Origin of the sequence: Actinotalea subterranea, assembly GCF_008364845.1 — a bacterium.
Taxonomy (GTDB): Bacteria; Actinomycetota; Actinomycetes; order Actinomycetales; family Cellulomonadaceae; genus Actinotalea; species Actinotalea subterranea.
Genome location: NZ_VTTP01000006.1, coordinates 120,663 through 140,275, shown reverse-complemented (window position 1 = coordinate 140,275; position 19,613 = coordinate 120,663). Strand labels below are relative to the sequence as shown.

The following is a 19,613-nucleotide window of genomic DNA, read 5'->3' as shown; positions in this document are numbered from 1 at the left end:
GTCAGCAGACGGGACCCAGGCACCCAGGCGAACGGTGCACGGCAGGGAAGATCGGCCGCTCCCCGGTGGTGTGCTCCACCTCGGATACGCCAGTCACGGCCAGGGACGAGTCTAGCCGCGTCCGAGGTCCACGTGGAGGCCGACGCCGCGCGCGGCCGTAGCGATGGTCACGTCGAACAGGGCCGGGTAGTCCTCGCTGATGCCGTGCAGGTGCCCGAACAGCTCTGCGGAGATCGCGCCGAGGAGCGAGGAGAAGAGCGTGATCGTCCGCACCGCGACCTGCGCGAACTCTTCGGACGGCTCGGCGGGGTCTGTGGCCGCCGCCGGCCTCGGGTCGGCCGGGGGGAGCCCCTCCCGCCTCTGCTGCGCGAGGGCGTAGACGCCGGCGGTCACGCGCCCGGCCGGGTCGAAGTCGGGCCCGGCCTCGACGAGGGTGCCGGCGTCGGCGGCAGCGAGCACGAGGTCGACGATGACGCCCCAGATGCGCAGCGCCGGCGCGATCGTGTCCTGGGGGGCGCGGTAGCCGGGAACGGGCGTGCCGTACACGAGCTCGTAGGCGCTGCGGTTGTCCCGGGCCCAGACCCGCACGGCACGGGCGACCTCGAGCCAGGTCTGCGCCGGGTCGGCGCCGTCCGCGCGGGCCCGTGCGGCCGCGACCTCCGCGGCCTGACCCACGGCGTCGTAGGACTCGACGATGAGGGCGGTGAGCAGGGCGTCGCGTGAGGGCACGTAGCGGTAGACGGCGGACGAGGCGACGCCGAGGTCGCGCGCCACGGCCCGCAGCGAGAGCTGGGCCGCGCCGTCGGCGACGAGCCTCGCGCGCGCCGCGGCGAGGAGGTCCGCGGTGAACTCGGCCCGGGCACGTTCGCGGGCCGTGCGCTGTGCAGCCATCCGGTCATCCTCGCCGACAAGAGCGGTGATCGCAAACGAGAGCAGTGCTCTTGACAGCGGGGCGGACGGAGAGCATCGTTCCTCACCGAGAGCACTGCTCTCGCCGTCGCGGCCGGTGCTCCGTACGCCGCAGCGTGATCGTCGGCCGCGTGCCGGCGACCCGCACCGACGCCGTCCACGAACCAGCGCCTCCGGAGGCACCCATGACCCGCTCCGTCGTCCTCGGCAAGGGCCCCATCGGCACGACCCTCGCCCGTCTCCTCGCCGCCCAGGGCCACGACGTCCTGGTCCTCAGCCGCTCCGGCGGGCCGCAGGCCACCGCGCGCACCGGCCGCGTCGGTACGGAGCACCCGCGCGTCACGCACGCCGCGGTCGACGCGACGGACGCCGCAGCCGTCACGTCGGCGGCGCGCGACGCGCAGGCGCTCTACAGCTGCCTCAACCCGGCCTACCACCGCTGGGCCGCCGACTGGCCGCCCGTGACCGACGCCCTCCTGGCGGCGGCGGAGGCGACCGGTGCGGTCCTGGTCCTCGCCGGGAACCTCTACTCCTACGGCGCCGGCACGCGGCTCATGCGCGAGGACTCACCGCTCGCGAGCACCGAGACCAAGGGCCGGGTGCGGGGCGCCATGTGGACGCGCGCGCTCGAGCGCCACCGAGCGGGCCACCTCCGGGTGACCGAGGTCCGCGGCAGCGACTACCTGGGCCCCCTCGCCGAGGCGCACGCGCACGCCGGCCCGCGCATGCTCGACCCGCTCCTCGCGGGGCGCCGGCTGTGGCCCCTCGGATCCGCCGACCAGCCGCACACCTGGACGTACCTGCCCGACTTCGCGCACGCGCTCGCCGCCGCCGCCACGACCCCGGACGCCTGGGGCCGCCCGTGGCACGTCCCCTCCCCCGAGCCGCTCACGTTCCGCGAGCTCGCTGCGCGCTTCGCCGAGGCCGCGGGCGCACCGCGCCCGCGGATCACCGCCGTCCCGATGGGAGTCGTGCGGGCCCTCGGCCTGGGGGCGCCGATGATGCGCGAGCTGCACGCCGTCGGCTACCAGTTCACCGAGCCGTTCGTCATGGACTCCGCGGCCTCCCAGGCGACGCTCGGGACGACGCCGACCCCGTGGCCCACGATCGTCGCGGAGACCCTCGCGGCCCGCTGACCTCGGCCGCCCGCGCGTCACGCGAGGCGCACGTGCCGCCCGTCGAGGGTCAGCCCTCCGCGGGCCGCACGGCCGACCACGTCGACGAGCAGCGCACGCTCCACGGACTTGATCCGCTCGTGCAGTGCCGCCTCGTCGTCGCCGTCGAGCACCTCGACGGCGCGCTGCGCGACGATCGGCCCCGTGTCGACGCCCGCGTCGACGACGTGCACCGTGCAGCCCGTGACCTTGACCCCGTGCGCCAGCGCGTCGCGGACCCCGTGCGCACCGGGGAACGCCGGCAGCAGGGCCGGGTGCGTGTTGAGGACCCGGCCGCCGAACCGGTCGAGGAAGGCCTGCCCGAGGATGCGCATGAACCCCGCGCTCACGACCCAGGCCGGCTCGAACACGCCCACGGCCTGCGCGAGCGCGGCGTCCCACGCCGGGCGGTCGGCGAAGTCCCCGGGCGCGACGACGGCCGTCGCGACACCGGCGTCCCGCGCCACGGCCAGGCCACCGGCGTCCGGCCGGTCGCTGACGACGCCGACGACACGCGCCCCGTAGCCGGGCTCGACGTGCGCAGCCAGGAGCGCCGCGAGGTTGGACCCGCCTCCCGAGACGAGGACCACGACGCGTGAGCGCTCAGGCACGACGCGCCCGTCGGGACGGCCCGGTACCGGGCGCAGGGGTGGGGCAGGCTGCTCGGCGCGCACGGCGCGACCCTAGCCCGTGCCGCCTCCACGGGCGCAGGGCGTCCCGCGGACGATGCGAGACTGGTGCCTCCGGCAGCACGACACCGAGGAGCCCGCGTGGACAACCCGTACGCACCACCCCCGGCTGGGGGACGTGCGGCACGGCCCGCCGGGCCGGGTGACACGCCCGGCGACGGGACGGGCGAGAGCGCCGACGACGCACGCCGGGGCACGCCGGGCGCCGGTCCGCACGGTCCCGCGGGCCCGCAGGGCGGGCCGGGTGGGTCGGGCGGGCAGGGCGGGTCGGGTGGGTCGGGTGGCCCGCACGGTCCCGCGGGCCCGCAGCCTCCCCGGCGCCCCGAGCCGCCGGCCCCGCCGCCCGACCCCGAGGCCGTGCGCCGGGCGAGCCGGCAGGTGATGCACTTCGGGCTCCTCATGCTCGCGACGCTCGTCGCCGCGACGCTGAGCCTGCCCTGGCAGGCGGCCGCCCTCGCCTTCGCGATCGCCGCGATGGTCGCAGGCGTGATCGCGCTGCGCTCCGTGTGGCGGGCCGGCCTGCGCGGTGCGCTCCTGCCGGTGCTCGGCATGGGCCTGGCCTTCGCGGCTCTCATGTCGCTCTCGCTCGTGACGATGCTCGCGCTGTGGCCCGTCCAGATGGAACGTCAGGAGTGCCTGCGTGACGCCCTGACCATCTCGGCGAGCGAGGCCTGCGAGGCGCAGTACCAGGACGCGCTGCAGGAGCGCCTCGACCGCGCGACCGGGAGCCCCACGGACGGGTGACAGGTCCGGCCGAGGCGCCCGCGTGCGCTCAGGCGTCGGCCTGCTCGGCGGGTGCGGGCTGCGCCTGCGGGGTCGGCTCGACGGAGGGCGCACCGCCGCGCCGCAGCCGCTGCGTCACCGCACGCCGCACCACGGGGTCCGTGGGCACGCTGGTCAGGACCGCCCCGGCGAGCGTGCCGAGGAGCACGCTGCCCCCCACGAGGACCGCAGACCCGCCCACGACGGCGAGCCGCCCCGGCCCCACGGAGCCACCGGCAGCCATCGTCCCCACCGCGACGAGCACCCCTGCGGTCACGGCCGCGCACGCCGACGCGGCGAAGGGCTCCCACGCACGGGTCGCCGCCAGGCGCCTGTGCAGCCACCAGCCCGCGAGGCACCCCGCGACGAGCACGACGAGCGGGACCCAGCGCAGCAGCCCGCCCGCATCGGTCGGCAGGGCCCCGAGGAGCGGGAGCGCCGGGAGCGGGCCGCTGACGATCTCGGCGGGCGAGTACAGGGTGCCCTCCCCGATGACGAAGCCGGGCCCGACGAGCCACGCCAGGGCCCACAGGACGAAGTTGGGCGCGACGGCGACCTGCGCCACCGCCAGGAGGGTGCCGCCGAACAGGTCGACGCCGAGGCCCGCGACGACGTCACCCTGCGCGGCGCGGCCGGACACGACCCAGGCGCCGGCGAGCAGGGACGCCGCACCCGCCAGGAGCGCGACGACGAGCACGCCTGCGACCGCCCCGGAGCGCACCAGCGGGGGCACGGGTGACCACCACGGCCGCGTCAGCTCACGCAGGCGGCGGGCGCGCACCATGCCGGTCCCCAGCCCGGTCCCTGCGACGAGCACGGTCCCGAGCGCGAGCCGCAGGAGCGGGCCCGGCCCTGCACCCACGGGCCCGGCGCTGCCGGCGAGGACGACGACGAGAGCCGTCACGGCGGCGTAGGCGAGGATCCCGGCGAGCCAGGAGCCGAGGCCGGGCAGCGCGGAGCGGCGTGCCGACGCGTGCGCGGAGAAGAGCGCGAGCACGGTGATGCCGAGCGGGACCAGGGTGATCGTCGCGCCGCCCGCCGTCAGGGCGCCGCCGTGGGCGAGGGCCCAGATCCCGGCACCGACCGCGACCGCCCGGGGCCACTCGACGCCCGCGTTGGTCGGGTCCGCGGACGTCGCGACGTACGCGGCGAGCGCGGGGACGGCCACGACGACGAGCGAGAGGACGGCCGCCTGGACGCCCGCGAAGACGCCGGAGAACCATCGGGGCGCGCCGCCGTGCCCCGCGACCGAGGCGGTGACGACGTCGCGGACCCGGCCGACGCGGTTCCCGAGGCCGGGCGGTGCGGCCTCGACGTCCGGCTCACGCACGACGTCCGCCGCGCGCGCCGGGACCGGCGTGCGCGGGGCGGGGGGTCGGCTCACCCCTTCATGGTCCATGCCTTCCCGGGGTGACCTCGTCACCCCGGGAGGCCGGGCGTGTCGGTGGGTGGATCAGGCGCTCAGCACCTGGCGCATGAGCTCGGCGGTCTCGCTCGGCGTCTTGCCGACCTTGACCCCGGCTGCCTCGAGCGCCTCCTTCTTCGCCTGCGCGGTGCCCGACGAGCCGGACACGATCGCTCCCGCGTGGCCCATCGTCTTGCCCTCGGGAGCCGTGAAGCCGGCGACGTAGCCGACGACGGGCTTGGTCACGTGCTCGGCGATGAACGCTGCGGCGCGCTCCTCGGCGTCGCCGCCGATCTCGCCGATCATCACGATCGCCGCCGTCTCCGGGTCGGCCTCGAACGCCGCGAGGGCGTCGATGTGCGTGGTCCCGATGATCGGGTCCCCGCCGATGCCGATGGCCGTCGAGAACCCGAAGTCCCGGAGCTCGTACATCATCTGGTACGTCAGCGTGCCGGACTTCGAGACGAGGCCGATGCGCCCGGGGCCCGTGATGTCCGCGGGGATGATGCCGACGTTGGACTTCCCGGGGCTGATGAGGCCCGGGCAGTTGGGGCCGATGAGCCGGACGCCCTTGGCCTGCGCCGCCGCGAAGAACTCGGCGGTGTCGGCCACCGGCACGCCCTCCGTGATGATCACGACGAGCGGGACGCCTGCGTCGACGGCCTCGAGCACGGCCGCCTTGGTGTGGGCGGGCGGCACGAAGATGACCGACACGTCGGCACCGGTGGCGGCGACGGCCTCGGCCACGGTCCCGAACACCGGGACGGCCACGGGGGCGTCCGCGCCGGGCACCGTGAAGTCGACGCTCGTGCCCGCCTTGCGCGGGTTGACGCCGCCGACGACGGTCGTGCCGCCGGCGAGCATGCGCGTCGTGTGCTTCTGGCCCTCGGAGCCCGTCATGCCCTGGACGATGACCTTGGAGGCCTCAGTCAGGAAGATCGCCATCTGTCTGTTCTCTCGTCTCTTCGTCGGTGCGGGCGGTCAGGCGGCGGTCACGGCGGCGTGGGCGAGCTGTGCGGCCTTGTCCGCACCGCCGTCCATCGTCTCGGCGAGCGTGACCAGCGGGTGGGCGGCGTCCGCGAGGATGCGCCGGCCCTCGACCACGTTGTTGCCGTCGAGGCGGACCACGAGCGGCTTGGTCGCGTGGTCGCCGAGGATCTCGAGGGCCGCGACGATGCCGTTCGCGACGGCGTCGCACGCCGTGATGCCACCGAACACGTTGACGAAGACGGACTTGACCTGCGGGTCGGACAGGATGATGTCGAGGCCCGCGGCCATGACCTCGGCGGACGCGCCGCCGCCGATGTCGAGGAAGTTGGCGGGCCGGACCCCGCCGTGGGCCTCACCCGCGTACGCGACGACGTCGAGCGTGCTCATCACCAGGCCCGCACCGTTGCCGATGATGCCGACGGCGCCGTCGAGCTTCACGTAGTTGAGGTCCGCCTCCTTGGCGCGCGCCTCGAGCGGGTCCGTCGCGGCGACGTCCTCGAGCGCGGCGTGCTCGGGGTGCCGGAAGTCCGCGTTGGCGTCGAGCGTGACCTTGCCGTCGAGCGCGACGACGGCGCCGTCCTTGGTCAGGACGAGGGGGTTGACCTCGACGAGCGTCGCGTCCTCCTCGACGTAGACGGTCCAGAGCTTGCGGATCACGTCCGCGACCTGGCCCGCGATCTCGTCGGCGAAGCCCGCGGCCGCGACGATCTCGGCGGCCTTGGCCTCGTCGATGCCGACGAGCGGGTCGACGGCGACCTTGGCGAGGGCCTCGGGACGCTCGACGGCGAGCTGCTCGATCTCCATGCCGCCCTCGACGCTGGCCATCGCGAGGTAGCGGCGCTCGGCGCGGTCGAGCAGGACGGAGAAGTAGAACTCCTCGGCGATCTGGGCGCCCTGGGCCACCATGACGGTGCGCACGACGTGACCCTTGATGTCGAGGCCGAGGATCTCCTCGGCGCGCTGCGCGGCCTCCTCGGGCGAGTGCGCGAGCTTCACGCCGCCGGCCTTGCCACGGCCGCCGGTCTTGACCTGCGCCTTGACGACGACGGTCCCGCCGCCCAGCCGCTGTGCCGCGGACCTGGCCTCCTCGGGCGTGGTGGCGACGACGCCTCCCAGCACCGGCACCCCGTGCTTCTCGAAGACGTCCCGTGCCTGGTACTCGAACAGGTCCACCCCAGCGGTCCCTTCCTCGCCCGGCGGCCACGACTGACCGCCTCGTCACGGCCGATCCTAGCCTCGCGGAGGCCATGTCTCTTCACGTCAAGAGACTTTGGTCGCCCCGCCCCCTGATCCGGCGGGCCAACTCCCCCGCCCCATCCCATGCTCGCCGCACCCTGAGCCCCCACCCACCCCCAGATCCAGCCCCCGCCCCGCAGGCCCGCCCCACAGCCGTGCCCCCCGCCCCGCCCGCCTGCAGCCCAGCCCCGGGGCAGCCGTGCGGGGTGGCGGGGGTCAGAGCTTGGTGACGGGCGAGTAGCGCAGGAGGAGCCGCTTGGTGCCGTCCGCGCCGAAGTCGATCTTCGCGACCGCGTTCGGGCCGGAGCCCTCGACCCCGACGACCGTGCCGACGCCGTACGCGTCGTGCGTGACCTTGTCGCCGATCGCCAGGCTCGGGACGTCGCCCGCCGGGCGGGGTGTGGCCGACCCGAAGCTGGCCGTCGGCTGGCTCGACGACGGTGCCGCACGGCGGGTCGTGACGGGCCCGGAGCGCTCGGCGCCGCGCCGGCCCGGGCCACCGGTGCCCGTCGACGACCCCGCGCGACCACCCCAGGCGGACGCGCCGGAGCCCCAGCCGCTGCCCCCGGCGCGCAGCGTCGCCATGCTCGACTCGCGGCGGCGCCAGTCGACGAGGTCCTCCGGCACGTCGTCGAGGAACCGGCTCGCGGGGAACTCGTTCGGTACGCCCCACGCGGTCCGCACGGCCGCGCGCGAGATGTAGAGCCGCTGGCGCGCCCGGGTCAGGCCCACGTAGGCCAGGCGTCGCTCCTCCGCGAGCTGGTCGGGGTCCGCGAGCGAGCGCATGTGCGGGAAGGTGCCGTCCTCCCAGCCCGTGACGAACACGACGGGGAACTCGAGCCCCTTGGCCGTGTGCAGGGTCATCAGGGTCACGACGCCCTGGTCCGGCTTGGCCTGCGCCCCGGCGCCCTCGGCGTCGTCGCTCGGGATCTGGTCCGAGTCGGCGACGAGCGAGACGCGCTCGAGGAAGTCCGCGAGGTCCCCCTCGGGCTCGGCCTGCTCGAACTCGGTCGCGACCGCGTGCAGCTCGGAGAGGTTCTCGACGCGTGACGCGTCCTGCGGGTCCTCGCTCGCCCGCAGCTCGGTGAGGTAGCCCGTGCGGTCGAGCACCGCGCCGAGGACCTCGGCCGGGCCCGCCCCGGACGACGCGAGGTCGCGCAGCCCGGCCATGAGCTCGTCGAACGCGCGCAGGCCCGTGAGCGCCCGGGTGCCGACGCCCGGGACCTCGTCGACCCGTGCGAGCGCGGCACCGAACGAGATGCGCTCGCGCTCGGCGAACGCCGCGACCATGGCCTCGGAACGGTCGCCGAGGCCGCGCTTGGGCACGTTGAGGATGCGGCGCAGGTTGACGTCGTCGTCGGGGTTGGCGATGGCCCGCAGGTACGCGACCGCGTCCTTGATCTCGCGGCGCTCGTAGAAGCGTGTGCCACCCACGACCTTGTAGGGCAGCCCGACGCGGATGAGCACCTCCTCGAGGGCACGTGACTGCGCGTTGGTCCGGTAGAAGACCGCGACGTCACCCGGGCGCACGCCGTCGGAGTCGCCGAGGCGGTCGATCTCCTCGGCGACGAACCGCGCCTCCTCGTGCTCGTTGTCCGCGACGTAGCCGACGATCTGCGGGCCGGCGCCCGAGTCGGTCCACAGGCGCTTGGGCTTGCGGCCGGGGTTGCGCGAGATGACCGCGTTCGCGGCCGAGAGGATGGTCTGCGTCGAGCGGTAGTTCTGCTCGAGCAGGATGGTCCGCGCGTTCGGGTAGTCCGCCTCGAACTCGAGGATGTTCCGGATGGTCGCGCCGCGGAACGCGTAGATCGACTGGTCCGCGTCGCCGACGACCGTGAGCTCGCCGGGCGCCGTGCCGTCCGCCCCGTCGTCGCCTCCCTGGGCCACCCCGGTTCCGGAGAGCTCGCGCACCAGGACGTACTGCGCGTGGTTGGTGTCCTGGTACTCGTCGACGAGGATCTGGCGGAAGCGGCGCCGGTAGTGCTCGGCGACCGCCGGGAACGCCTGGAGCAGGTTCACCGTCGTCATGATCAGGTCGTCGAAGTCGAGCGCGTGCGCCTGGCGCAGACGCGCCTGGTAGCGCGCGTACACGGCCGCCAGCGCCTCGTCGAACTGGTTGGCGCCGCCGGAGGCCGCCCCCGACGTCCGCGCGTACGTGTCCGGGTCGACGAGCTCGTCCTTGAGGTTCGAGATCTTCGCCGAGAGCGCCTTGGCCGGGTACTTCTTCGGGTCGAGGTCGAGCTCGCGCGCCACGAGCGTGAGCAGCCGCTGGGAGTCGGCCGCGTCGTAGATCGAGAACGTCGACCGCAGCCCCAGCGTCGAGTGCTCACGCCGCAGGATGCGCACGCACGCCGAGTGGAACGTGGACACCCACATCGCCCGGGCGGCCGGGCCGACGAGGTCGGCGACGCGCTCGCGCATCTCGCCGGCGGCCTTGTTGGTGAACGTGATCGCGAGGACCTCCGACGGCCGGACGCGCCGCGTGGCGAGCTGGTGCGCGATCCGGTGCGTGAGCACGCGCGTCTTGCCTGAGCCCGCGCCGGCCACGATGAGGAGCGGCGAGCCGGTGTGCAGCACGGCCTCGCGCTGCTCGGGGTTGAGGCCCACGAGCAGCGAGTCCGCACGCTCCTGCCGCTCGGCCGCGGCGACCGACGGCGACGGGCCGTCGTCGGGCGGGCCCCCTGCCTCGCGGGGCGGGACGACCGCCGGGAGCCGGGTGCCGTCGGCGCGCTGGAGGCCGGGCAGGGGGAGGTCGGAGAAGAGCGTGTTCATGTCGCTCCAAGGGTAGGCGCGCCCTCCGACGTCCGCGGACGCCCGCCGCCCGTCAGCCGATGACGAGCGCGTCCTGGAGGCGGCGCGACGTGAGGGCGAGCTCGTGCGCGGCGGAGCGGATGTGCTCGAGCTCCGCCGTCGTGCGCTGCGACGCCGCGCCCACCCCGTCCAGCGTCGTCGCGATGCTCCGGCCGCCGTCTGCCGCCTGCGCGACGCTCGCCGCCATGGCCGACGTCGTGGCCGTCTGCTCCTCGACCGCCCCCGCGATGGTGGTCTGGTAGTCGTTGATGCGGCCGATGATCTCGCTGATCCGGCCGATCTCGCCGGCGGCCTGGCTGACCGCGGCCTGGATGGACTCGACGCGCGCCGAGATGTCGCCGGTGGCGCGTGCGGTCTCCTGCGCGAGCTCCTTGACCTCGCCCGCGACGACGGCGAAGCCCTTGCCCGCGTCACCCGCCCGGGCCGCCTCGATGGTCGCGTTGAGGGCGAGGAGGTTCGTCTGCTCGGCGATCGCCGTGATGACCTTGACGACGCTGCCGATCTCGGCCGACGACTCGCCCAGCGCCCCGACCGTCCGGTTGGTCGCCTCGGCCGCGTCCACGGCCTCGGCCGCGATCTTCGCGACGGCGTGCGCGTTCTGCGCGATCTCGCCGATCGAGGCGCCCATCTGGTGCGTCCCGGACGCCACGGTCTCGATGCCCGTGCTGACCTCCTGCGCGACGGCCGTGACCGCCGCGGTCTGCCGGGCCGTCTCCTCGGCGCCCGCGGCCATCTGGTCGCTCGTCGTCACGAGGCGTGAGGCCGCCGCGTCGAGCTCGGTGACCGCCGAGGACACGTTGGACGCGACCGTCGCGGAACGCTCGAGCGTGGCGTTGAGCGCGACCGCGAGACGCTCGAGCTCCGTGCGTCCGTCCCCGACCGGGACGCGGGTGCTCACGTCACCGCTGCCCAGCAGGTCCGTGACCCGGCGGATGGGCCCGATGACCCCGCGCCCGACGACGACGCCGATGCCGCCCACGAGCAGCAGCACCGCGAGGCCGCTCGCGGCGAGCTTGGCCGCCTCGGCGAGCGCGACGGAGCGGACGTCGTCGACGTAGACGCCGGAGCCGACGACCCAGCCCCACGGCTCGTACCCGGCGACGTAGGAGACCTTGGGCTGCGGCGCCTCGGCCCCGGGCTTGGGCCACTGGTACTCGACGAACCCGGCTCCCTCCGCCTTGACGACGTCGACGAACTCGACGAACAGGTGCTTGCCGTCCGGGTCCACGTTCTGCGTCAGGTCCGTGCCGTCGAGCTCGGGCTTGACCGGGTGCATGACCATCGTCGGGTTCATGTCGTTGATCCAGAAGTACTCCTCGCCGGAGTACCGGAGCTGGCGGACCGCGGTGATCGCGGCCTCCTGCGCCTCGGCCTCGGTGAGCCGGCCCGCGGCCTGCTCCGCGCCGTAGAACGTCACGACGCCGAGCGCCGTCTCGACGACGGAGCGCGTCGCCGCCTGACGCTCGCTCATGATCCGGCCGTAGACCTGCACCGACGCGAGCGCGACGAGCAGGACGAGGCCGAGCGCGAGCACTGCGCCGAGACCGAGCAGCTTGGTCGCGATCGAGGCCGAGGGACGCTTCATCGTTGACGCTCCGTGGGGGGACGAAGGGACGTGTGCCCCTCCATCGACCCGCCGCACACCCGGATGAGACCTTGGTCCCGGTAGATCCGGCTCGTGCCGGTTCTCCACCCTGGGCGGACGACCCGTCAGAGCAGGCGGCGCGCCGCCGCCCAGCGCGTGAGCTCGTGGCGCGACGACAGCTGGAGCTTGCGCAGCACCGCCGACACGTGGGTCTCGACCGTCTTGATCGAGATGAACAGCTCGGTCGCGACCTCGCGGTAGCTGTACCCGCGTGCGATGAGCCGCATGACCTCACGCTCGCGGGCCGACAGCCGGTCGAGCTCGTCGTCGCCCGTCGCGACGTCGCCCGCGGCCGCGCCGAACGCGTCGAGCACGAATCCCGCGAGCCGCGGCGAGAACACCGCGTCGCCGCCCGCGACGCGCCGCACGGCGTCGGACAGGTCGGGCCCGCTGATCGCCTTCGTCACGTAGCCGCGCGCGCCGGCCCGGATGACCGCCACCACGTCCTCGGCCGCGTCCGACACCGACAGTGCGAGGAACCGCGTGGTCGCCAGGAGGTCCGCGCACGCGGTGATGACCTCCGCGCCACCCCCGCCCATGCCCCCGGGCAGGTGCACGTCGAGCACGACGACGGGCGGCTGGAGCGAGCGGACGAGGGTGATGGCGGTGTCGACGTCGTCCGCCTCCCCCACCACGTTGACCGTGTCGTCGAGCGAGGCGCGCACGCCCGTCCGGAACATCAGGTGGTCGTCGACCAGCACGACGTCCACCGGGGCCTGCGGGCTCATCGCTGCTCTCCCTCGCTCGTCGGAAGGCACAGGTGCACCTCCGTGCCGCGTCCCGGCCGGCTCTGCACCGTGGCCGTGCCGCCACGGCGCCGGATCCGGCCGACGATCGACTCTCGCACGCCGAACCGGTCGGCGGGGACGTCCGCGAGCTCGAAGCCGTCGCCGTGGTCGCGCACGAACACCTCGACCCGGTCGGCACCTGCCTCCAGGTACAGCGACACGGGCGGGCGCCCGTGCACCACGGCGTTGACCAGCGCCTCCCGCGTCGCCTGGAGGAGGGCCTCGGTGCCGGCGTCGGGCACCCGGTCCCCCACCACGACGGTCTCGATGGCGGCGCCACGGTGGTCCTCGACCTCCGCGACGACGCCGCGCAGCTCCGCGGCGAGCGACGTGCCGGGCGTCGTTCGGTCGTCGTAGAGCCACTCGCGCAGCTCACGCTCCTGCGCGCGGGCCAGCCGGGCGACCTGCTCGGGCTCGTCGGACCGCGCGCGGATGAGCGCGAGGGTCTGGAGCACCGAGTCGTGCAGGTGGGCCGCGATGTCGGCGCGCTCGGACTCCCGGGCCCGCGCCGCGCGCTCGTCGCCCAGCTCGCGCACCAGGCGCAGCCACCACGGCGCGAGCACGATCGCGGCACCGACGAGGACGGCGAGGGCCGCGACCGCGGACCGGACGAGCACGTCGAACGGCTCGTCCTGCCCGACGAGCAGGAAGACGCCGAGCCCCGCGAGGACGGTCCCGGCGAGCAGCCGAACGACGCTCACGGGCGTCCGGCCGCCGGCGTGCGCCAGGAAGCGTCCGCGCTGGACCGCGTCGAGCTGGCTCCACGCCAGGGCCGTGCCGCCCAGCAGGATCAGGGTCGGGACGACCCACGAGTACTCGATGCGCACACCCGAGCGGACGGCGACGGCGAGGCCTGCCGCGACGAGCAGGAGCAGGCCGACGCCGATGTCGGTGAGCGGGACGCGCCGGTCCGGGTCGCGCAGACGCGGGGCGAGACGCGACAGCGCGGCGGGCCTCTGCTCGGCCGCGGCCGCCGTCGGGTCGCCCGCGGGCACGGTCACCCAGAGCCAGACGTAGAGGACCGCGCCGAAGCCGCCGAGCAGCACGAGGGCCGCCATGACGAGCCGCACCACGGCGACGGGCAGGCCCAGGTGGGCGGCCAGCCCCGCGCACACGCCACCGATGCCACGCCCCTGCGCGGGACGTCGCAGCGGGAGGCGCTCGGTCATGGTCACGGGAGCATCGTCACACGTCAGCGGGGCGTCCCGGCCGCTTCAGGTCCCGGATCAGGGGTGAGACCGGGGTCCGCTCAGGGGCGTCGGGCGCAAGGTCAGGGTCCGCTCAGGGCTGGCCCCGATACCCGAGGACCACGCGGGCGGGAAGCATGGCTGCCATGAGCGAGAACGCCACCCCCCCGCAGGACCCGGGCATGCCCGGCTCGCCGTCCGGCGCGCCAGGTCCGTCGGCGGGCGGCCCCTACCCGCCGCCCGCTCAGCCCTACCCGCCGGCCGGCCAGTACCCGCCGCCCGGGCAGTACCCGCCGCCTGGCCAGTACCCGCCGCCGGGGCCCTCCGGACCCGCACGATCGGGCGCCGACTCGTTCTTCGACGGCATCCGCCGCAGCGGCCTCGTCCGCTCGGACGAGCGCTGGGTCGGGGGCGTCGCGGGAGGCATCGCGCTGCGCCTCGGCATCGACCCGCTGATCGTGCGCGGCCTGCTCGCCGCGAGCGCCCTGCTCGGCGGCCTCGGGTTCATCGTCTACGGCCTCGGCTGGCTCCTGCTCCCCGAGCAGCGCGACGGGCGCATCCACCTGCAGCAGCTGTTCCGCGGCGACTTCGACGCGGCCGTCCTCGGCGGGTTCGCCGCCCTCGCGGTCGGCCTGTCCTTCCCCGAGACGTGGGGGCCCGGCCTGTGGTGGGGCGGCGACCTCGGCTGGCTCCGGGGCCTGCTGTGGATCGGCGCCGTCGTCGTCGTGATCGTCCTCGTCGTGAAGGCCGCGAGCGGCCGGGGCGACCAGGTGCCACCGCCTACCCCTGGCGGCCCGTTCCCGCCTCCCCCGACCTCGCAGGGCCCGCAGGGCCCCCAGCGACCGTTCGGCACGACCACACCCACCCCCTCGGGCCGGCCCTCCGCGGCCGCACCCCCGCGTCGAGCGGAAGGACCCACGACGACGATGTACCCGACCCAGCCCTCAGCCCACGGCGTCTACCCCGCAGCACCCGCGCCGGGCCAGGGGCAGCCCACGGCGACCTACGCGAGCGGCGCGCCCCAGCCGGCACCCCAGCCCTACGCCGGCAGCTACCCGGCGCCCGGTGGGCCGGCCTACCCGCAGGCCCCGTACGTCGGGCCGATGCGCCCGCAGGCCACGATGCCTCCGCCCGTGACGCTGCCGCGCCCGCCCCGCCGCGGCCCGGGGGCAGGGACCGTCGGCGTCGTCGTCGCCCTGAGCCTCCTGACGCTCGCAGGCCTGCTGTACGCGGAGCGGATCGGCCGCTTCGACGGTCCCGTGCTCCTGACCGCGGGCTCGGTCGCCGTCGTCCTGCTCGGCCTCGCGATCATCGTCGCGGGCCTGCGCGGCCGGACGAGCGGCGGGCTCGGCGCCCTGGCCGTCATCACGACGCTGTGCCTCCTGCCGGTCGCGGGGCTCGAGCGGGCCGACTGGGACCTCACCTGGAACGAGGGCGCCGCGTTCGGCGACCTCAGCTACACGCCGACCGACGTCGCGAGCGCCGAGGACGGCTACTCGCTCGGCGCCGGTGAGGCGCGCATCGACCTGACCGAGCTCCCCTTGGGGTCGGACGTCGTCGAGGTGCCCGTCAACGTCGGCGCGGGCGACCTGACCGTCGTGCTGCCGCAGGACGGCGCCTACCGCGCCGAGATCAGCGTCATGGCGGGCGAGGTCCGGTGGCTCGGCGACACGGTCAGCACCGGAGCACCCGGCACCACGGGCGACGAGGTCTTCGAGTCCGCCTCGGTTGCCGCCGGCGCGGAGCCGCAGATCGAGCTCGACATCACGGTCGGCGCCGGCACGGTCAGCGTCGTGGAGGAGGGGCGATGAGCCCGCACGAGCAGGCCGAGGACCGACCCGAGACGACCAGAGTGGAGGACCCCATGACCACCGACCGCACGGACCCCGCGTCCGACGCCCGGGCCGAGGACGACATCAAGAACCGCATCGGCTCACGCGCGCGGCTCAGCAGGGACGACGAGGAGACCGCGGTGCTCGCGAGCGGGGACGACGACGACACCGTCGTGGTCGCGGCGCCCGACGCCGACGACGCCGACGACGCCGACGACGCCGACGACGCCGAGACGGTCGTACTGCCGGCCGCTGGTGACACGGCGGTCCTCGAGACCCAGGACACCGACGCCGACGACGGCGCGCACGCCACAGCCGTGCTCCCGCTGCCCGACGACGAGGGCACCGCTCGCCCGACGGGCGCCGACGCCACCCCGGGCGTGACCGCCGCGACGTCGGCCGGCATGCCGGCGGCCGACCGCTCGACAGCCGGCAGCCTCGGCGGCACGAGCGGTCCCGGTGGCCCGGCGGCTGCGACGCCGCCCCCGCCCGCCTACGACCGGCCCGCGACCACACCCGTCCCCCCGGCGGCCCAGCCGTTGCCCCCGGAGCGCCAGGGGATCCGGGTCGGCACGGTCGTGTGGGGCCTCGTCGTGGCCGCCGTCGGGCTCGGCCTCGTGGCGTTCGCGAGCGGCGTCGTCTTCGACGTCGAGCTCGCGTTCATCATCCTGGTGGCCGCCGCGGGCGTCGCGCTCCTGGCGGGGACGCTGCTCGGTGCACGACGCCGGGGCCGCTGAGGCACCGGCGGCACCCACGACGTGAACGACGGCCGCACCGGCAGGAGCCCTGCCGGTGCGGCCGTCGTTCGTCCGGGCGCGGCTACGCGGTCGCGCTCGTGACGACGGACCCCGTCGGGACGAGCTTGCGCAGCGCCCAGCCGATGAGGATGAAGAGCAGGCCCATGCCCGCGGCGAAGGCGGCGACGCCGAACGCGATGACCGAGGAGAACAGCGAGGTCCGCAGGAATGAGGCGTTCATGACGGTCGGGCGCAGCGGGTCCTCGCGGTCGAGCTCGGCGTAGGTCTTGCCACCGGACATGTCCAGCGCGTGGTGGTTGATGATGTCCGCCTCGTAGTAGGCGTCCAGGGGGCCGTTGACGACGTTGCCGCCGAAGGCGGCCGCGTCCTCGGCGACGACGATGTTCTCGGCGACGAGCTGCTGGCGGACCATCATCCACGTCGCGGCACCCGCGACGATCATGAGGATGCCGGCGATGATCGCGATCAGCCCGACGATCCGGACGGGCTTGGCGCTCGTGGTGGCGACAGACGTGGACATGTGACGTCCCCTTCCCAGGATGGTGCACAGGGTTCCGGGCCAGGTCGCACCGAGCCCGGGAGCTCACGGACGAGCCCATGAGGACAGGTTGTCAGAACGGCCGCCGGGTGGGCAGGGGGCCGCCCTGCCTCGCGGATGGCCCGCCCGGCCAGGGCTGAGGGTCAGACGCCGGCGCCGCGCAGCGCTCGTGCCCGCGCGTACTCCCCCTGCGCGGCCTCGAGCGCCGTCGCCCAGTCGAAGCGCGGCCGGTGCTCCCGGGCGTGCGCGCCGAGCCGTGCGAGCAGGCCCGGGTCCTGGGCGAGCGTCACGAGCGCGCGGGCCATCGCGGCGTCGTCGTCGACGAGGAGCCCGTCGACGCCGTCGGTCACGAACTCCTCGATGCCCGTTCCCCGCCGCGCGACCACGACGAGCCCCGCCGTCCGCGCCTCGAGCGCGGCGATGCCGAACGCCTCGAGCGCCGCCGGGGCCAGGAAGACGTCCGCGTCGTCGTACGCCGCCCGGACGTCGTCGCGGCTCAGCCGGCCGCGCAGCGTGACCGCGTCGGTCAGCCCGCGCCGCGCGACCGAGCGCTCGATCGCCGCACGCACCGGGCCGTCACCGATGATCTCGAGGGTCAGGGCCCCGGGCTCGAGCTGGGTCAGGGCGTCCTCGACGACGCCGACGAGCGCGGAGCCGCGCTTGCGGGGGGCCAGGCGCATGGTCGCGACGCACCGCACGGGCGTCCCGGCGGTCGCGTGGTGCGCGGGGGCCACCCCGGCGCCGGCCTGCGGCCCCTCGGTCGCGGGCGACGGCACGTGCGCGCGCGCCTCGGAGCGCGTCGGGGCCCAGCGGTCGAGGTCCATGCCGTTGGGGACGACCGACACGGGGGCGTCGAACACGTCGGCGACCCGCTCGGCCGCCGCGCCGCTCACTGCGGAGAGTGCGACGGGCACATCGGCCCACCGGGAGTGCTGGACGGCCGCCCGCAGCGCGGGGACCGCGCCGTCGAGCATGCAGTGCCACGTGATCGCGACGGGCGCGCCCGCGGCCAGGGCGGTGCGGGCTCCGTCGAACGCGAACGGCGACAGGACGCCCGCGTGCACGTGCACGACGTCGGGCGCCAGGTCACGCACCAGGGCGCGGACGCGCGGCACCGCAGAGGGGTTGACCGGCAGGTCGAACGGGATGCGCGCACCGAGCCGGTGCACCTGCACGCCGTCGTCGTCCTCGACGACTCCCCCTCGCTCGCCCGCCCGTCCCGGGGTGGCCGTCAGGACGTGCACCTCGTGACCCGCGGCGCGCTGCGCCCGCGCGAGGTCGCGCACCTGGGACTCGATGCCCCCGGTCCGCGGCGCGTAGCAGTCCGAGACGTGGAAGATGCGCACGACGTCAGGCTAGCCGCCGCGTCCGACCAACCTGGGACGCGTCGAGCATCCAGCCGACTCGGTGGCGGGCGGAGGCCGAGGTGAGCATGCGCGCCTTCGTCCCATCTCGATCGACCGGGCAGCCATCGCGCGACGAGATGCCCCCGGAGGGGCCCGTGGCCCCCCGTAGGGGCCCGTGGGCCTCCCGGAGGGGCCCGTGGGCCCGCATCGGTCAGGAGTCGACGTGGCTCCGGTACGCACGAAGGCCGCCCTCGTTCTGGATGTACAGCGGAGCGGCGTCGAAGAGCGACGGGAGCAGCGACTTCGTCAGGTCGAGGTCGTCGACCTCCTCGAGGGCCTGTCCGGTGCTCACGTCCAGGATGTACGACCGGTTCCCTCCCTCGGCGAGCACCAGGTCGCCGCCCAGGTCGTTGACGATCTCCTCGACGCCCTCGGTCACGTGCGTCACCGTGCCGTCCGCCGAGATGCGGTACAGCTCCGCCTCCCAGGACCCCGGGGGCGCGAGCGTCGCGATGATCTCGCCGTCGCGGCACACGCCCGACGCCGTCGGGTCCATGAAGAGGTCCTCGCTCAGCGGCGTGACCTCGAAGGTCTCGCGGTCCAGGAGGTACGCCTTCCGGTCGTCTCCGGCCGCCACGCCCGCCTGGTCGACGAACGGACAGCCCTCCCCCGGGTCGATGGGGGTGAACGCGCTCTCGTCGCCCTCCACCCGCTCGACCGTGCCGAGCGGCGCGAGGTTCTCGTCGACCAGGACCCAGCCGGGAGCGTCAGCGGGCCGCGCGACGGCGCGGGTCGGCGACAGGAAGGCCTCCGGCAGGGGCGTCGCCGAGGTCTCGGCCACCCCGCCGCCCGCCCGCAGGATCTGGTTGCCGCGGTAGTAGTCGCCGTTCCAGAGGGTCGGGCCGACTGACACGGCGTCCGTCACGCCCGTCCAGGACGCCGACACCTCACCCGTGGCGTCGAGCACCGTGAGCACGTCGCCCGACTTGTACCACCCAGCGACCAGGTGGTCCCGCGTGCTCTCGAGGCTCTTCCCGAGCCCGCCCTCGACGACGACGCCCATCGGTTCGCCGCCGGGCACGGTCGCGATCGTCTCGAGCGTCTCGAGGTCCACCACCACGAAGGAGTCCGTGGCGGTCTGCGTGCACAGCATCGTCGCGTCGCCCGGCGCGCAGTCGTCGGCGAAGGACACGCCCTCGATCGCCTGGCTGTCCAGCTCGGCGCCCGTCTCCGGGTCGAGGACCACGACGGATGCGCCCTCGTCGCCCGCGAACAGCACGGTCCACGCGTCGTCCTCGACCGTGAGGTACTGCCGCAGGTTCTGACCCTCCGGGGCGGCGAGGTCCCACACGTGGGCGAACAGCGCGGCGTCGTCCGTGGGCTCCGCCGACGGTTCGGCCGACCGCGACTCGACCGGGGCCACCGGCTCCTCGTCAGCGCTGCACGCGGCGACGCCGAACGCGAGAACGACCGTGGTGAGAACGGCTGCCGCGCTCCGGGCGCGGGACTGGACTGGCATCGGGCGGTGCCCCCTCCGTAGACGCCGGCAGGGCCCTGCGCGGC

Annotated in this window: 16 protein-coding genes and 1 riboswitch; of the genes, 4 read left to right on the top strand and 12 right to left on the bottom strand. The window is 75.1% G+C overall.

Annotated elements, in window-relative coordinates:
- Window positions 1–14: 14 nt before the first annotated feature.
- Window positions 15–107: riboswitch (ZMP/ZTP riboswitch) on the bottom strand.
- Between the two features lie 4 nt (window positions 108–111).
- Window positions 112–891, bottom strand: coding sequence for a TetR/AcrR family transcriptional regulator (locus tag FZ988_RS12145; protein WP_149204291.1), 780 nt, complete (start codon window positions 889–891; stop codon window positions 112–114).
- A gap of 203 nt (window positions 892–1,094) precedes the next feature.
- On the opposite strand from FZ988_RS12145, the gene FZ988_RS12140 reads away from it, so the two are divergent.
- Window positions 1,095–2,045 (top strand): NAD-dependent epimerase/dehydratase family protein, encoded by a 951-nt coding sequence (locus tag FZ988_RS12140; protein ID WP_149204290.1) that lies wholly within the window; start codon window positions 1,095–1,097, stop codon window positions 2,043–2,045.
- Window positions 2,046–2,062: 17 nt separating this feature from the next.
- Here FZ988_RS12140 and purN read toward each other — a convergent pair whose 3' ends face one another.
- Window positions 2,063–2,710: a phosphoribosylglycinamide formyltransferase gene (purN, locus tag FZ988_RS12135; RefSeq protein WP_149204350.1), complete on the bottom strand. Its 648-nt coding sequence runs from the start codon at window positions 2,708–2,710 to the stop codon at window positions 2,063–2,065.
- 123 nt (window positions 2,711–2,833) lie between these two features.
- On the opposite strand from purN, the gene FZ988_RS12130 reads away from it, so the two are divergent.
- Window positions 2,834–3,496 (top strand): hypothetical protein, encoded by a 663-nt coding sequence (locus tag FZ988_RS12130; protein WP_149204289.1) that lies wholly within the window; start codon window positions 2,834–2,836, stop codon window positions 3,494–3,496.
- Window positions 3,497–3,524: 28 nt separating this feature from the next.
- On the opposite strand, the gene FZ988_RS12125 is transcribed toward FZ988_RS12130, so the two are convergent.
- From FZ988_RS12125 to FZ988_RS12095, 7 genes are all read right to left on the bottom strand, one after another.
- Window positions 3,525–4,898, bottom strand: a complete 1,374-nt coding sequence (locus tag FZ988_RS12125; protein ID WP_149204288.1) for a cell division protein PerM — start codon at window positions 4,896–4,898, stop codon at window positions 3,525–3,527.
- Window positions 4,899–4,967: 69 nt separating this feature from the next.
- A complete protein-coding gene (gene sucD / locus FZ988_RS12120; protein ID WP_149204287.1) occupies window positions 4,968–5,864 on the bottom strand; it encodes a succinate--CoA ligase subunit alpha in 897 nt (298 codons plus the stop codon).
- Window positions 5,865–5,900: 36 nt separating this feature from the next.
- Complete coding sequence (gene sucC / locus FZ988_RS12115; protein WP_149204286.1) at window positions 5,901–7,082, bottom strand: ADP-forming succinate--CoA ligase subunit beta; 1,182 nt, start codon at window positions 7,080–7,082, stop codon at window positions 5,901–5,903.
- A gap of 279 nt (window positions 7,083–7,361) precedes the next feature.
- Window positions 7,362–9,917 carry a DNA helicase PcrA gene (pcrA, locus tag FZ988_RS12110; RefSeq protein ID WP_149204285.1) on the bottom strand — a complete coding sequence of 852 codons (2,556 nt, stop codon included), beginning with the start codon at window positions 9,915–9,917 and terminating at the stop codon, window positions 7,362–7,364.
- A gap of 52 nt (window positions 9,918–9,969) precedes the next feature.
- Window positions 9,970–11,541 (bottom strand): methyl-accepting chemotaxis protein, encoded by a 1,572-nt coding sequence (locus FZ988_RS19165; RefSeq protein WP_149204284.1) that lies wholly within the window; start codon window positions 11,539–11,541, stop codon window positions 9,970–9,972.
- Window positions 11,542–11,666: 125 nt separating this feature from the next.
- Window positions 11,667–12,329: a LuxR C-terminal-related transcriptional regulator gene (locus FZ988_RS12100; RefSeq protein WP_149204283.1), complete on the bottom strand. Its 663-nt coding sequence runs from the start codon at window positions 12,327–12,329 to the stop codon at window positions 11,667–11,669.
- Window positions 12,326–13,558, bottom strand: coding sequence for an ATP-binding protein (locus FZ988_RS12095; RefSeq protein WP_149204349.1), 1,233 nt, complete (start codon window positions 13,556–13,558; stop codon window positions 12,326–12,328). Before FZ988_RS12095 ends, FZ988_RS12100 begins: the two co-directional genes overlap by 4 nt.
- Before the next feature lie 164 nt (window positions 13,559–13,722).
- Between FZ988_RS12095 and FZ988_RS12090 the strand changes: the two genes are divergently transcribed.
- Window positions 13,723–15,387: a PspC domain-containing protein gene (locus FZ988_RS12090; RefSeq protein ID WP_149204282.1), complete on the top strand. Its 1,665-nt coding sequence runs from the start codon at window positions 13,723–13,725 to the stop codon at window positions 15,385–15,387.
- Window positions 15,384–16,145: a hypothetical protein gene (locus FZ988_RS12085; RefSeq protein WP_149204281.1), complete on the top strand. Its 762-nt coding sequence runs from the start codon at window positions 15,384–15,386 to the stop codon at window positions 16,143–16,145. The genes FZ988_RS12090 and FZ988_RS12085 overlap by 4 nt, the downstream gene beginning before the upstream one ends.
- An 82-nt stretch (window positions 16,146–16,227) precedes the next feature.
- On the opposite strand, the gene FZ988_RS12080 is transcribed toward FZ988_RS12085, so the two are convergent.
- The 3 genes from FZ988_RS12080 to FZ988_RS12070 all read right to left on the bottom strand — a co-directional run bounded on the left by FZ988_RS12080 (window position 16,228) and on the right by FZ988_RS12070 (window position 19,569).
- On the bottom strand, window positions 16,228–16,686 hold the full coding sequence (locus FZ988_RS12080) for an aromatic ring-opening dioxygenase LigA (protein ID WP_149204280.1): 459 nt from the start codon (window positions 16,684–16,686) through the stop codon (window positions 16,228–16,230).
- Between the two features lie 161 nt (window positions 16,687–16,847).
- A complete protein-coding gene (locus FZ988_RS12075) occupies window positions 16,848–18,050 on the bottom strand; it encodes a glycosyltransferase family 4 protein (protein ID WP_149204279.1) in 1,203 nt (400 codons plus the stop codon).
- 211 nt (window positions 18,051–18,261) lie between these two features.
- Window positions 18,262–19,569 carry a YncE family protein gene (locus tag FZ988_RS12070; RefSeq protein ID WP_149204278.1) on the bottom strand — a complete coding sequence of 436 codons (1,308 nt, stop codon included), beginning with the start codon at window positions 19,567–19,569 and terminating at the stop codon, window positions 18,262–18,264.
- Window positions 19,570–19,613: the final 44 nt, after the last annotated feature.

Coding starts and splice junctions, on each gene's coding strand:
- FZ988_RS19165 (WP_149204284.1), bottom strand. CDS start 11,541: ATGAAGCGTCCCTCGGCCTCGATCGCGACCAAGCTGCTCGGTCTCGGC.
- FZ988_RS12090 (WP_149204282.1), top strand. CDS start 13,723: ATGAGCGAGAACGCCACCCCCCCGCAGGACCCGGGCATGCCCGGCTCG.
- FZ988_RS12140 (WP_149204290.1), top strand. CDS start 1,095: ATGACCCGCTCCGTCGTCCTCGGCAAGGGCCCCATCGGCACGACCCTC.
- pcrA (WP_149204285.1), bottom strand. CDS start 9,917: ATGAACACGCTCTTCTCCGACCTCCCCCTGCCCGGCCTCCAGCGCGCC.
- sucD (WP_149204287.1), bottom strand. CDS start 5,864: ATGGCGATCTTCCTGACTGAGGCCTCCAAGGTCATCGTCCAGGGCATG.
- FZ988_RS12085 (WP_149204281.1), top strand. CDS start 15,384: ATGAGCCCGCACGAGCAGGCCGAGGACCGACCCGAGACGACCAGAGTG.
- FZ988_RS12100 (WP_149204283.1), bottom strand. CDS start 12,329: ATGAGCCCGCAGGCCCCGGTGGACGTCGTGCTGGTCGACGACCACCTG.
- FZ988_RS12095 (WP_149204349.1), bottom strand. CDS start 13,558: ATGACCGAGCGCCTCCCGCTGCGACGTCCCGCGCAGGGGCGTGGCATC.
- FZ988_RS12080 (WP_149204280.1), bottom strand. CDS start 16,686: ATGTCCACGTCTGTCGCCACCACGAGCGCCAAGCCCGTCCGGATCGTC.
- FZ988_RS12070 (WP_149204278.1), bottom strand. CDS start 19,569: ATGCCAGTCCAGTCCCGCGCCCGGAGCGCGGCAGCCGTTCTCACCACG.
- FZ988_RS12145 (WP_149204291.1), bottom strand. CDS start 891: ATGGCTGCACAGCGCACGGCCCGCGAACGTGCCCGGGCCGAGTTCACC.